Origin of the sequence: Streptomyces sp. NPDC059534, from assembly GCF_042743475.1 — a bacterium.
Classification (GTDB): domain Bacteria; phylum Actinomycetota; class Actinomycetes; order Streptomycetales; family Streptomycetaceae; genus Streptomyces.
Window position 1 is genome coordinate 79,094 of record NZ_JBHWAQ010000019.1, and the last position, 12,358, is coordinate 91,451.

Here is a 12,358-nt window from a genome sequence, read left to right on the forward strand (position 1 = left end):
ATGTCTCGACCATTAACTATCTCAATGATTGAGAGAAATTTGTACCACGACGACTCCTGGAGGTTTCCCCTGGGGGACCACGGGGCCGATGCGGTACGAGAGTGCTCTCGACCGCTCCTTCGGGCGCCACCGCCCGTACGGATGCACCCGATTCAGCGGCGCGGTACGCGCAGGGCCCCGAGTTCCTCGTTCAGCGTGTTCAGGAAGCGCAGGGCCACGGCGAGCTCGTCGGCGTCGAACTGCTCCCGCGCCCGCTCCGCGGCCTCCGCGAGCGGCAGGAAGTACCGCCGGGCGGCGGCCTTCGCCCCGTCCTCGTACCGCACGTGCACGACACGGCGGTCCGCGCTCTCCCTGGACCTGCGGATGTGCCCGGCCCTCTCCAGCCGGTCCAGACAGGCCGTCACCGCGCCCGACGTGAGACCGAGATGCTCACGGAGCCGCCCCGGCGTCAGCGGCTCGGGGCTGTCCAGGACGACGGCCAGCGCCTGCACGTCCGTGGGGTGCAGCCCCTGCGCCTGGGCGAAGCCGTGGACCAGGCGGTTGATCTCGCCCTGCGTCCGACGCAGCGCGACGGCGAAGCTCTGCAGGTCACCCGCCGCGCCCCCGGGGGCGGCGGTAACGTCTCGATCATCTTCGCGGGCCACGCGTCCAGCCTATAGACGTCGCTCCCGTGCATCCGCCCGGGCCGCCGGCGGAGAAGAATCGGCAGGGCACCCCCTCGCGCGGGACCGCGGCCGGCCCCCCGGCCGGCCCCTCCCCGGGACGGAACGGAGTACATCCCATGGCGACGCCTCCCACGACCGCGTCATCCGGCCCGTCACCGGATCCCGCTCACGGCCGGTCGTCCGGCCCGTCACCGGATCCCGCTCAGGGCCCGTCGCCCGATCCGATGCCCGGCTCGTCATCGGACCCGGCGTCCGACCCGGCGTCCCACCCGGAGTCCGCAGCGGTGTCCGGAGTGGCGCCCGCTCCGGCGCTCTGCCTGGTGACCGGTGCCGGGGGATACATCGGCGGGCGGCTCGTCCCCGAACTGCTCGACGCGGGCCACCGCGTCCGCTGCCTCGCCCGTACGCCGGCCAACCTCCGGGACCACCCCTGGGCCGACCGGGTCGACGTGGTGCGAGGGGACGTCACCGACGCGGCGAGCCTGCGTCCCGCGTTCCGCGACGTCGAGGTGGCCTACTACCTCGTGCACTCCCTGGGCTCGGGGCGCGGCTTCGAGGAGACCGACCGGCACGCGGCCCGGACCTTCGCGGAGGAGGCCCGCGCCGCCGGAGTGCGCCGCATCGTCTACCTCGGCGGCCTCACTCCCGCCGGAGTCCCCGAGCGGGACCTCTCCCCGCACCTGCGCTCACGCGCCGAGGTCGGCCGGATCCTCCTGGACTCCGGCGTCCCCACGACCGTGCTGCGGGCCGCCGTCGTCATCGGTTCCGGTTCCGCCTCGTTCGAGATGCTCCGCTACCTCACCGAACGGCTCCCCGTCATGGTGACGCCGAGCTGGGTCGGCACCCGGGTCCAGCCCATCGCCGTGCGCGACGTGCTGCGTTACCTGGTCGGCAGCGCCGACATGCCGCCGGACGTCAGCAGGGCCTTCGACATCGGGGGCCCGGACGTCCTCACGTACCACGACATGATGATCCGGTACTCGGAGGTCGCCGGCCTTCCCCGGCGGCTCATCGTGCCCGTCCCGATGCTCACCCCGCGCCTCTCCAGCCATTGGATCGGACTCGTCACCCCCGTGCCCGCGGCCCTGGCCCGCCCGCTCGCCGAGTCGCTGCGGTACGAGGTGGTGTGCGCCGAGCACGACATCGCCGACCACGTCCCCGACCCGCCCGGCACCCCCGTCACCTTCGACCGTGCCCTCGCGCTCGCCCTCCAGCGGGTCCGGGAAGCCGGCGTCACCACCCGTTGGTCCTCCGCCTCCCTGCCGGGCGCCCCCAGCGACCCGCTGCCCACCGACCCCGACTGGGCGGGCGGCAGCCTCTACACCGACGAGCGGGAGCGGACCGTCGAGGCCGGCGGCCGGGAACTGTGGCAGGTCATCGAGGGGATCGGCGGGGAGAACGGCTGGTACTCCTTCCCCCTGGCCTGGGCCGTACGCGGCTGGTTCGACCGGCTCGTCGGCGGGGTGGGACTCCGCCGGGGCCGACGCGACGCCCAGCGGCTCCGCGTCGGCGACGCCCTCGACTTCTGGCGGGTCGAGGAGATCGAGCGCGGCACCCTGCTGCGTCTGCGCGCCGAGATGCGGCTGCCCGGGCTCGCCTGGCTGGAGATGCGGGCCGAGCGCGACGACGACGGCCGCACCCGCTACCGCCAGCGCGCCCTCTTCCACCCCCGTGGCCTCGCGGGGCAGTTGTACTGGTGGAGCGTCGCGCCCTTCCACGCCGTCGTCTTCGGCGGCATGGCCAGGAACATCGCACGGACGGCGGAGAAGGCCGCGGCTCTGACGGGAGCGGCGGCCGACGACGCCGCGGCCTGACCGGCGCGGTCGGTGGCGCGCTTCCGCATCCGGCAGGTGGCCGCGAACGGAAGGGGTGTGCAGCACGCACCACGTCAGCACTCGACACCCAGCAGCCCGTACGCGACACACAGCACCCACCACGCCAGTACGCCAGCACAGCACCCCGCCGGGTGCGATCCCCGGGAGTGGCGCCATGACCGTCTCCGTTGTCCTCTTCACCTCCGATCTGCGCCTGCACGACCATCCGCCCCTGCGCGCGGCCGTGGAGGCGGCGGACGAGGTCGTGCCGCTGTTCGTCCGGGACCCGGCCGTCGACCGGGCGGGATTCGCGGCGCCGAACCGGCTCGCCTTCCTCGCGGACTGTCTGGCCGGCCTCGACACCGGTCTCGATGAGCGCGGCGGGCGGCTGATCGTGCGCGGCGGGGACCTGGTGACGGAGGTGTGCGCCGTGGTGCGGCGGGCCGAGGCCGACGAGGTCCACATGGCCGCCGGGTACTCGGCCTTCGCCCGCGCGAGGGAGGGGCGGTTGAGGGAGGCCCTGGAGTCCGGCGGGTGCCGCCTGTACGTGCACGATGCCGTGACCACCGCCGTGCCGCCCGGCGACGTCACCCCGCAGGGCTCGGACCACTACGCCGTCTTCACGCCGTATCTCAGGCGCTGGTCGGCCGAACCGCTCCGGGCTCCCCTCCCGGCCCCGCGGGCGGTGCGGGTGCCGTTCGGGCTGCGCTCCGAGGCCCTGCCGGAACGGTCCTCGGTGGCGGGCGTCTCCGAGGGGCTGGCCACGGGAGGGGAGGCGGAGGGGCGCCGGAGGCTCGGGGCCTGGCTGTCCCGGCACGCCGACGGCTACGAGTCGGGCCACGACGACCTCGCGGGCGACGTCACCTCGCGTCTCTCCCCGTACCTCCACTTCGGTGCGGTCTCGGCGACCGAGGCCGTCCACCGGGCAAGGGCGCGCGGCGGACCGGGAGCCGAGGCGTTCGTACGGCAGTTGTGCTGGCGGGACTTCCACCACCAGGTGCTCGCCGCGCGGCCCGAGACCGCCGTCGAGGACTACCGGCCGCGGCTCGACCACTGGCGGCGGGGCAAGGAGGCGGAGGCCGACCTGCGCGCGTGGCGGGAGGGGCGGACGGGCTACCCGGTGGTGGACGCCGCGCTGCGCCAACTCGCCCACGAGGGCTGGATGCACAACCGGGGCCGCCTGCTCGCCGCCTCCTTCCTCGCCAAGACGCTCTACATCGACTGGCGGGAGGGCGCCCGGCACTTCCTGGGCCTCCTCGTGGACGGCGACGTCGCCAACAACCAGCTCAACTGGCAGTGGGTGGCCGGAACGGGCACCGACACCCGGCCCCACCGCGTCCTCAACCCCGTCCTCCAGGGCAGGCGGTACGACCCCGAGGGCGCCTACGTCCGGCACTGGGTCCCGGAGCTCGCCGAGCTCCCCGGCGCGGCGATCCACGAACCCTGGCGGCTCAAGGGCCTGGACCGCGCCGCGTACGACTATCCCGACCCGATCGTCGACCTCGCCGACGGCCTCGCCCGCTTCCGGCACGCCCGCGGCCGGGACTGAGCCGGGGACGATACGACGCACGAACGCTGCGAGCCGCGGGCCCTGTTCCGCCGGCCGGACGCCGACCTCCCCCGGACACCGTCACGAGCCAGGCGGGCCGGTGCCTCCGGCGTGGGAGCCGCGCCCTCGCGGCCGACACGTTCGGTGTCCGGGCGGGCACCGCCCGAAGCCGAATCCGTCCGACGGGACCGCGGCACCGAAATACTTCCCGTCCAGCGTGTTACTTCCAGCTGGCTCTGTTTCTGACGGGGTGTGTGACCTGGCAGACTGCGGCCCTCACCTTCTCTCCCCGCGCGTGACGGGCGGACCGCTCATCGCGGGGGAGCGGCACAGCGACTCCAGGAGGCCCCCATGGCGCAGCGGCCCGGTCACGCGGCCGGCACGGCCCGTACGAGCGGGCTCTTGCCCCCGTCGCGGCGGCGGGCGAGCGGGACGGCCGCGCGATGACGGGGTGCAGGACCCGCCGGGCCGAAGCCGGCGCGCTGCTCGTCCGCAGCGCGCCCGCGGCACCCACCGCGGCCGTGCTGCTGCTCCACGGGGGCCGCGCCGACGGACCCGAGCCGCCGCCCGCGCTGAACCTCCCCGCACTCCGCATGCGCCCCTTCGCCGCCGCCGTGACGCGCGCCGTCCGTGGCCGGGACGTGCTGATCGCCGAGGTGCGCTACGGCCACCGCGGCTGGAACGGCGACCGCGCCGACGCCGCCCGGGACGCCGAGGCCGCCCTCGTACGGCTGCGCGAGGAAGCGGGTCCGGTGCCCGTCGTCCTGCTGGGGCACTCCATGGGCGGCCGCGCGGCCCTCCGTACCGCCGGCGACCCGGCCGTCCGGGGCGTCGTCGCCCTCGCGCCCTGGTGCCCCACCGGCGAGCCCGTCGACCACCTCGGCGGCCGGCGGCTGTACCTGCTCCACGACGAGGCCGACCGCGTCACCTCCGCCCGCGAGTCCTGGGACTTCGTCCGCCGGGCGAGAGCGGCCGGCGCGGACGCCGCCGGCATCCCGATGCCGACCGGCGGCCACGCCATGCTCCGGGGCGCGGGGCTCTGGCACCGGCGCGCGGCCGAACTCACCGCCGCGCTGCTCTCCCACGGCTGACGCCGCTCCTCTGGGTCGGCTCCCCCGTGCGTACGGGTCGCGGGTCGGCCCCCGGCGCGTTACTGGTTCCCTCGCCGGGTACGCGTGCGCGTACCCGGCGAGTCAGGGGCCCGTCCCCGGAGCGGCGCGCGTCTCGTCGCCCGGGTACGCGTACCGGAGCACGTCCCGCGAGCCGGACCCGATCCGCAGGCCGTCCCGCAGCAGCCCCTCGGGCCGGAAGCCCGACCGCTCGGCGGTCCGTACGGACGCCGTGTTCCACGGCTCGACGTGCAGCTCCAGGTGGGAGAGTCCCAGCTCCCGCACGGCCCAGTCGGCGACGGCCCGCAGCGCGGCGAGGGCGGCGCCCTGCCCGCGCCCCGATCCCACGACCCAGTAGCCCACCGACGCGCGGTCGGGCTCCGGCCTCAGCCACAGCCCGGCGTTGCCGACCGGGCGGCCGCCCGGGTCCACGATGACGAACGGGTAGCCCGTACCGACCGTGGCCCGGCGCCACTGCCGCTCGACGAACGCGATTCCCTCCGGCTCGGAGTACGGGGCGGGCACCGTCGTGATCAACGGGATGTACTCGTCCTGGGACGCCTCCCGCACCAGCGGGAGATCGGAAAGCCGCCAGGGCCTCAGGGTGAATCCGCCGGCGGCGGCCAGCTCGGGCACGTGGAGAGCGTCGTCCATCCGGTCATCGTGCCTGGCGCGGGGCACCGGCCGCACGCGCGTTCCGGCGGTGTAGGGGCGGGCGTCGCCTGCGGTCGGCGTCATCCGGTTCGGGGCTGATCCGGGGTCTTCGTCGTCCGGGGTCTTCGTCCGGGGTCTTCGTCGTCCGGCGACGGGAGGGGCCGGGGTCGGCCGCGTCCGGGCCGGGGTGCTCGCCCGGCGGTGGCCTCATCCGGCTGTGGCCGGGCTCCCCGGTTCCGCGTAGAGACGGGACAGGACGGTCAGCGCCTCCCGTAGGCCCGTCGGGCGCGGCATGCCCGGCGCCGGGGTGCGGCCCGCCCAGCCCGGGCCGGCGAGCACCACGAGCGGGCGGGTACGAGCGCCCTTGACGCCGAACGAGCTCGCCGCGACGTGCCCGGCGAGTGCGTGGTGGGCCGTGGACCGTGCCTGCGACCAGAGCACGACCGCGGCCGGCCCCATGCGCCGTACGGCCGCGTCGAGAGCCTCGGCGGGGACGGCGGCCCCGAACATCCGGGTGGGCAGGCCGAGTTCGGCGAGCCCGGCCGTCAAAGCCTCCAGCGGCAGGGTGTGCTGCTCACCGGGCACGCAGGCGAGGAGCACCGGGGGAAGGGAGTCCGTGCGACCGGGCGGCCCGGAGGGTGCGGCCTGCCGGAGCGCGGTCGACACGTGCCAGGACAGCAGGTGCTCCACCTCGACGTAACGGTCTCCCGAGGACTCCCACTTCCGGCCGACCGCGTGCAGCGTCGGCGCCATCACCTCCTCCCAGGCGGTGACGAGGCCGTGTTCCGCCACGACCTCCCGGAGCAGCGCGTCCACGGTGGGGCTGTCCAGCCGCACGGCGGCGCGGGCCAGCCCGCGGCACTCGCGGCGCACGTCCCCGAGCGGCAGCCCGTTCCCGGACCCCGGCTGCCGGGCGCGACGGAGTGGCTCCGCATCCTCCGGAGGGAGTGGCTCCGGTGTTCTCTCCCCCGGGGCGATGCGGGTCACGCGGGCCGCACGGGCCGCCTCCGCGGGAGGGACGCCCGAGGCCGTGAGCCGGCACATCTCCTCCAGCGCCGCGACGTCCCCCGGGGCCCACCGCCGGTGCCGGCCGTCCTCCCGCGCCGCGGGGCCGATGCCGTACCTCCGGTCCCACGAGCGCAGGGTGGTCGGCGACACCCCGAGGCGGCGCGCCACCGCCCCGGTCGTGAGGCCGTGCGCGGTGTCGGACATGAGGCCAGGTTACGACGCACGAACGACGCGAGTACGCGGACGGGCGGATGCCTCACCGGTGCGGTCCCGACCCGGCCCGGTGAAGGGGCTCCGGGAGGCTGCCCCCGGCGTCCCGCTCGCCTCAGCCGCCCGCCCCGGCCCGCTCCTCCGCGAGCAGGTCCGCGCAGGCGGCCCGGGTGGCCCGGTGCACCGCGCGGGCGAGGCGCGCGCCCCAGAGAGACCGGGGCCCGGCGAAGGACTCGGCGCCGTCCGCGACGGGCGAGGGGGCGGCGACGCAGACGGCGTCCGTGGGGGTGCCGGAGGCGTCCGCGCCCAGCTCGACGAGGGCCTGGGTCTTGGCCTCGGTGGCCGTGGCGACGGCGTTCACGAGGGCGGCGTCGGTGAGCGGCACGGGCAGCGACACGATGATGTTGATCGTTCCGGGGCGTGGCGGCGCGAGGTCTCCGGCCCCCGGCGCGGCCGCCCAGCCGCGTACCCCGATGCCCGCGGTGACCAGGGCCTCGGCGCCGCCGTCCGCCGCGTGGCGCCGGTCCGCGACCGAGGCCGCCGTCATCAGTCCCACACCGGTGCCTTCGAGCCCGGCCCCGGAGGCCAGTTCGCGAAGGTGGGCGACCGGGTCGAGGCGGCCGTAACCCGGCGGGACCTGGGCGTTCAGCACCCACGCCCGCTCGCCGATGCCCCCGCCGAGCACGGCGCTCGACACCATGCGTACGCCCGGTCCCGGCGCCCAGACCAGGAGCGGCCACTCGCGGCCCTGCTCGCGGTGGGCGAGGAGGGCGGCGTCGGCCAGAGAAGGGCTGGTGAGGAGGGTCCGCGGAAGCACCCCACACCCTAACGCGGGGCCTTTCTCACTCGTTCGGGTGAGGGACCCAACCGCGGGGCCGCGGGTTCCGAATCACCCACGACACCAGGGCCACGGGCGGGAGTTCCGCCGGCGGCCCGGACACGTCACCACACTCCCGGCCGGGGTGGTCCCGCTGTTCCTCCTCACCGTGCGCGGTCAGCCGCGCATCCGACCCAAGGGGTTCCTCCTCATGAACGCTCTCCGCCTCCGGCGCGTCGCCGTCGCCGTGGCCGCCTCGGCCGTACTGCCCTTCGCCCTGGCCGCGTGCTCGGACTCGGACGCGGACACCGGCACCAAGGCCGGTTCCGAGGCGTCGACGTCCGCCGCGCAGGACAACACGACGTCGACCGGGTCGGACATGGCCGAGGCCGGTCCGTTCGGGCCGGCCTGTGCCTCGGTGCCCGAGGACGGCGCCGGCTCCTTCGACGGCATGGCGAAGGACCCCGTCGCCACGGCCGCGTCCAACAACCCGGCCCTGTCCACGCTGGTCGCCGCCGTGAAGCAGGCCGGCCTCGTGGACACCCTCAACAACGCCCGGAACATCACCGTGTTCGCCCCGACGAACGACGCCTTCGCGAAGATCCCCAAGGCCGACCTGGACAAGGTCCTCGCCGACAAGGACACGCTGACCAAGATCCTCACGTACCACGTCGTCGGCCGGAAGCTGACGCCGAAGCAGCTGGAGAGCGGCTCCTTCACGACCCTGGAGAAGGGCATGATCACGACGAAGGGCTCGGGCGAGTCGTACACCGTCGACGACTCCGCGAAGGTCGTCTGCGGCAACGTCCCCACGGCCAACGCCACGGTGTACATCGTCGACACCGTCCTGATGCCCGAGTAGCGGCCGCCCCGGTCACCCGGGCCGGGCGAGGGCAGAGCCGGGGGGCCCCCCCCGCCCCCCCCCCCCGCCCCCCCCCCCCCCCCCCCGCCCCCCCCCCCGGCGGGGGAGGGCCCCCGCGGCGGCCCCGCCCCGCCGCCCCCGCGCCGCGGCCCCCCCGCCGCCGTGCCGTACCGCTCACGGGGAGTCGTACGGCCACAGGTCCGATGTGACGCCGCCGCCCCCGGGCTCGTTGGTCGGTCATGCTGTCCCGTCACGCGAGCCACGACACCTCGATATCCGACCGCCGTCCCGCGCGGGAGGCGGCCGAAGCCGCGCTCGTCGAGAACTATCCCGGGCTGGTCCGGCTCGCCTACCTGATCCTGCCGCCCGCGCTGGGCCGCCACCGCCGCGTCCTGACCGCCCACGCCCTCGTGCAGCGGGCCCTCCCCGCGGCCGCGCGCCGGACCCGGCCGGAGACGTCCCGCGCCGGAACGACGCACTCCGTGCCGCCCGGTGCCGAACCCTCCGCTGATGCAGGCGGGTTCCCGTCGCAGGGCGAACCACCCGGTCCCTCCCTCCCCGGGCAGCGCGGTGCCGAGCGGCCCGCCCACTCCTGGCTGCGGGCCACGGTGGTCGGGGCCGCGCTCCACCCGCCCCGGCGTTTCGCCCGGCCGGTGCCGTTGCCCCTCGTGCTGGGCCTGAGGCTCTTCCCCCGGGCCGGAGGTTCCGACGAACTCGCCCTCGACCGCGCCCTGGCCGGAGCGTCGCCGGAGGTCCGGGCCGCGCTCGCCCTCCGTACGCTCGAACACCTCCCCGAGGACGCGGTGGTGCGCCTCCTCGCCTCGGCCGGTGTCGCGGAGCCGTCCGCCGCACTGCGCGGGGCGGAAGAGCTCGTCGCGGCATCGGGCGCGGACATCGCGGAGCTCCTCCGCAGCGCCGAGTTCGACCCGTGCACCGTCCAGACCCGCCCCACCGATCTCCTGCGCCGCAGCCGCCACGGGCGGCTCGCCGCCCTCGCGGGCGCGCTGCTGCTGGCCGCCACGGCCACCGTCGCCACCGCGGGGCTCCGCTCCGACCCGGAGCCGGTGCTCGCGGGACCGGCGAGCACCGGCTCCGCCGCCGGTACCGTCCGGTCCCTCGACCCGGCCGCGTTGGTCCGGGCACCCGCCGACCGCTGGGCCGACACCGCGCGGGTCGACTTCACCGCCTGGCCCGCACGCGGACCCCGGACAGGGGACGCGGCCCTGCTGAGCCGCGCCCTCGTCACCTGGGCGCGGGGAGCCGACGGCGGCGCACGGGTGACCGCCACCCCCGGGACGTCGACGCCACCGCCGGCCGAACCGCCCCGGCTGCTGTTCGCGGGCACGGTCGACGGCGCCGACGTGGTGCTCCTGCACGACGGGCGGCGACTCGCCCGCTACGCCGAACCCCGCGACGGCCGAGGGCCCGTCGTCCTCGACCTCGCGCGCGCGGACGACGCCGACGTCACCACAGGCGCGGCCGTGGTGCTCGGCCGGACCTCGGTCGGAACCCGCTTCCTCCTCGCGCCCTGGATCGCCGAGGCCGCCGTACGGGACCTCGGCACCCCCGGCACCGCCGCCCGCCCCCTGCCCGTCGACCCGGACGGCGTCACCGCGCCCGTCCCGTACGACGCCGCCCCGGGCACGGCCGGCTGCGCCCGCACCACGGCTCTCCAGCTCCGCTCCTCCACCCGGATCGTCGAGGACCACGCCTTCCTCCTGGCGGACCTCGGAGAACTCACCCCGGTCCACCTCACCTGGACACCCCCTCCGGGCGCCGGCGCCCCTCCGCGTGCGCCCCGCGAGGCCACCGGGGCCCGAGGACTCGCCGCCTGGGCCCACTCCGCCTGCTTCCTCGCGGAGTTGCACGGCGCCGGCGTCCGCTCGGTCAACCGCTGGGAGTACGCGGACCAGCCCCTGCCCGAACGCGCCGGCCGCGCCCTCTGGGTCTGCGCCCGCGCGGACACCTGGGAAGGCGGCGCCCGCGTCGCCCTCTCCTTCGAGATCCCGACCGGAGGCCGACGCGTCGCGGAGCTCCGCGACACGGCGGCCTGCAGCCGCTTCGGCCGGCACGTGCTCGCCGGCGGATACTGGTCCGCCCCGTCGGGCACGCGCTACTTCCTCGCCGCGGGCAGCCGCCGCGTCGTCGGCGTCACCGCCACCGGCGCCGTCTCCGCCACCGCACGGGCCCCTATGCTCGCCGCCAAGGCTCCCCAGGCTGCCACTGACGACAAGGCCGCCAAGGACGACAAGGCCGCCACTGACGACAAGGCCGCCGCGGACGACGCCGTCCGGCTCACCGGCCGTCTCGCCGACGGCTCACCCCTGTCCGGCGTCACGCCCACCCCCGCCGGCCCGGACCACCCCGGGCGGCCGTCACCTCCCTCGCCGAGCGGCGGCTAGCCTGGCCGGATGCTCACCGAAGTCACCGCGACCCGGTACGTGACGCCGCTGCGTGAAGGCGGCTCGCTCCCGGGCATCGTCGAGGCCGACGACCTCGGCACCTATGTCATGAAGTTCACCGGCGCCGGCCAGGGCCGCAAGACCCTGGTCGCGGAGGTCGTCTGCGGGCAGCTGGCGCGCAGGCTGGGCCTGCGGGTGCCGGAGCTCGTCGCCATCGAGTTGGACCCGGTCATCGGGCTGTCCGAACCGGATCAGGAGGTGCAGGAGCTGCTCAAGGCGAGTGGCGGGCTCAACCTGGGCATGGACTTCCTGCCGGGGTCGCTCGGTTTCGATCCGCTGGCCTACGAGGTGGATTCCCGGGAGGCCGGGCGGGTGGTCTGGTTCGACGCGGTGATCAACAACGTCGACCGGTCGTGGCGGAACCCGAACATGCTCGTATGGCACGGCGAGCTGTGGCTGATCGACCACGGCGCGACGATGATCTGGCACCACAACTGGCCGGGTGCGCAGGCGTCGGCCGCCAAGCCGTACGACGCGTCGGACCACGCGCTCGCGCCGTTCTCGCCGGACGTCGCCGCGGCGGCCGCCGAGCTGGCGCCGCTGGTCACCCGCGAGCTGCTCGAGGAGGTCGCCGCCGACGTGCCCGACGAATGGCTGGTCGACGAGCCGGGCTTCGCCTCCACAGACGAGGTGCGGGCGGCGTACGTCGACGCGCTCCTGCCGCGCGCCGCCACCATCCACGAGCGGATCACGCTCGGCCCGCGTACCCGGAACAGGCCCCAGCAGCCGCCGGGCTGGCTCGCCGAGCGCCTCGCGCCCCGCGCGCACTCCACCGAGAAGGACAGCACCACGTGACCGACCGCGACGTCTTCGAGTACGCGCTGCTGCGCGTGGTGCCGCGCGTCGAGCGCGGTGAGTTCTTCAACGCGGGCGTGGTCGTCTACTGCCGCGCCCGGTCCTTCGTGGCCGCCCGTACGCATCTGGACGAGGCCAAGCTGTCGGTGCTCGACCCGACCGCCGACGTGACCGGCGTCCGGGCCGCGCTGCGCGCGGTCGAGGGGGTCTGCCTGGGCGGCGAGGCGGCGGGCCAGGCGGCCCGGGACGACGCCGGCCGACGGTTCCGCTGGCTGATCGCGCCGCGCTCCACGGTCGTGCAGCCGGGGCCCGTGCACACCGGACTGACCACCGACCCCGAGGCGGAGGTGGAACGCCTGCTCGACCTGCTGGTGCGCTGAGGCGCCTCGCTCCGGGACGGGCAGTGACCTGGT

General features: G+C 75.9%; 11 protein-coding genes. 7 read left to right on the plus strand and 4 right to left on the minus strand.

The window, feature by feature from the left end:
- Window positions 1-152: 152 nt before the first annotated feature.
- The gene (locus tag ACFVZH_RS22770; RefSeq protein ID WP_384899651.1) at window positions 153-644 is read right to left on the minus strand and encodes a MarR family winged helix-turn-helix transcriptional regulator; all 492 of its coding nucleotides are present in this window, start codon (window positions 642-644) and stop codon (window positions 153-155) included.
- 137 nt (window positions 645-781) lie between these two features.
- On the opposite strand from ACFVZH_RS22770, the gene ACFVZH_RS22775 reads away from it, so the two are divergent.
- The 3 genes from ACFVZH_RS22775 to ACFVZH_RS22785 all read left to right on the plus strand — a co-directional run bounded on the left by ACFVZH_RS22775 (window position 782) and on the right by ACFVZH_RS22785 (window position 5,119).
- Window positions 782-2,479 carry a DUF2867 domain-containing protein gene (locus ACFVZH_RS22775; RefSeq protein WP_384899652.1) on the plus strand — a complete coding sequence of 566 codons (1,698 nt, stop codon included), beginning with the start codon at window positions 782-784 and terminating at the stop codon, window positions 2,477-2,479.
- Between the two features lie 175 nt (window positions 2,480-2,654).
- Entirely contained in the window at window positions 2,655-4,028 is a 1,374-nt protein-coding gene (locus ACFVZH_RS22780; protein ID WP_384899654.1) for a cryptochrome/photolyase family protein, read from the plus strand.
- Window positions 4,029-4,471: 443 nt separating this feature from the next.
- Window positions 4,472-5,119, plus strand: a complete 648-nt coding sequence (locus ACFVZH_RS22785; protein ID WP_384899655.1) for an alpha/beta fold hydrolase — start codon at window positions 4,472-4,474, stop codon at window positions 5,117-5,119.
- A 102-nt stretch (window positions 5,120-5,221) separates the two neighbouring features.
- Here the strand turns inward: ACFVZH_RS22785 and ACFVZH_RS22790 are convergent, their stop codons facing one another.
- The 3 genes from ACFVZH_RS22790 to ACFVZH_RS22800 all read right to left on the minus strand — a co-directional run bounded on the left by ACFVZH_RS22790 (window position 5,222) and on the right by ACFVZH_RS22800 (window position 7,826).
- Window positions 5,222-5,791 (minus strand): GNAT family N-acetyltransferase, encoded by a 570-nt coding sequence (locus ACFVZH_RS22790; protein ID WP_384899657.1) that lies wholly within the window; start codon window positions 5,789-5,791, stop codon window positions 5,222-5,224.
- A 207-nt stretch (window positions 5,792-5,998) separates the two neighbouring features.
- A complete protein-coding gene (locus ACFVZH_RS22795; protein WP_384899659.1) occupies window positions 5,999-7,003 on the minus strand; it encodes a MerR family transcriptional regulator in 1,005 nt (334 codons plus the stop codon).
- A gap of 121 nt (window positions 7,004-7,124) precedes the next feature.
- Window positions 7,125-7,826 (minus strand): adenosylcobinamide amidohydrolase, encoded by a 702-nt coding sequence (locus tag ACFVZH_RS22800; RefSeq protein WP_384899661.1) that lies wholly within the window; start codon window positions 7,824-7,826, stop codon window positions 7,125-7,127.
- A gap of 211 nt (window positions 7,827-8,037) precedes the next feature.
- Between ACFVZH_RS22800 and ACFVZH_RS22805 the strand changes: the two genes are divergently transcribed.
- The 4 genes from ACFVZH_RS22805 (at window position 8,038) to ACFVZH_RS22820 (ending at window position 12,325) form a co-directional block, all read left to right on the plus strand.
- On the plus strand, window positions 8,038-8,688 hold the full coding sequence (locus ACFVZH_RS22805; RefSeq protein WP_384899662.1) for a fasciclin domain-containing protein: 651 nt from the start codon (window positions 8,038-8,040) through the stop codon (window positions 8,686-8,688).
- Window positions 8,689-8,927: 239 nt separating this feature from the next.
- Window positions 8,928-11,090, plus strand: a complete 2,163-nt coding sequence (locus tag ACFVZH_RS22810) for a hypothetical protein (protein WP_384899664.1) — start codon at window positions 8,928-8,930, stop codon at window positions 11,088-11,090.
- 9 nt (window positions 11,091-11,099) lie between these two features.
- A complete protein-coding gene (locus ACFVZH_RS22815) occupies window positions 11,100-11,945 on the plus strand; it encodes a HipA family kinase (RefSeq protein ID WP_384899666.1) in 846 nt (281 codons plus the stop codon).
- Window positions 11,942-12,325, plus strand: coding sequence for a DUF3037 domain-containing protein (locus tag ACFVZH_RS22820; protein ID WP_384899668.1), 384 nt, complete (start codon window positions 11,942-11,944; stop codon window positions 12,323-12,325). Before ACFVZH_RS22815 ends, ACFVZH_RS22820 begins: the two co-directional genes overlap by 4 nt.
- Window positions 12,326-12,358: the final 33 nt, after the last annotated feature.

Bases quoted from the DNA above. Each gene is read 5' to 3' on its own strand.
- ACFVZH_RS22810 (WP_384899664.1), top strand. From the start codon at position 8,928: ATGCTGTCCCGTCACGCGAGCCACGACACCTCGATATCCGACCGCCGT.
- ACFVZH_RS22790 (WP_384899657.1), bottom strand. From the start codon at position 5,791: ATGGACGACGCTCTCCACGTGCCCGAGCTGGCCGCCGCCGGCGGATTC.
- ACFVZH_RS22785 (WP_384899655.1), top strand. From the start codon at position 4,472: ATGACGGGGTGCAGGACCCGCCGGGCCGAAGCCGGCGCGCTGCTCGTC.
- ACFVZH_RS22815 (WP_384899666.1), top strand. From the start codon at position 11,100: ATGCTCACCGAAGTCACCGCGACCCGGTACGTGACGCCGCTGCGTGAA.
- ACFVZH_RS22780 (WP_384899654.1), top strand. From the start codon at position 2,655: ATGACCGTCTCCGTTGTCCTCTTCACCTCCGATCTGCGCCTGCACGAC.
- ACFVZH_RS22795 (WP_384899659.1), bottom strand. From the start codon at position 7,003: ATGTCCGACACCGCGCACGGCCTCACGACCGGGGCGGTGGCGCGCCGC.
- ACFVZH_RS22805 (WP_384899662.1), top strand. From the start codon at position 8,038: ATGAACGCTCTCCGCCTCCGGCGCGTCGCCGTCGCCGTGGCCGCCTCG.
- ACFVZH_RS22775 (WP_384899652.1), top strand. From the start codon at position 782: ATGGCGACGCCTCCCACGACCGCGTCATCCGGCCCGTCACCGGATCCC.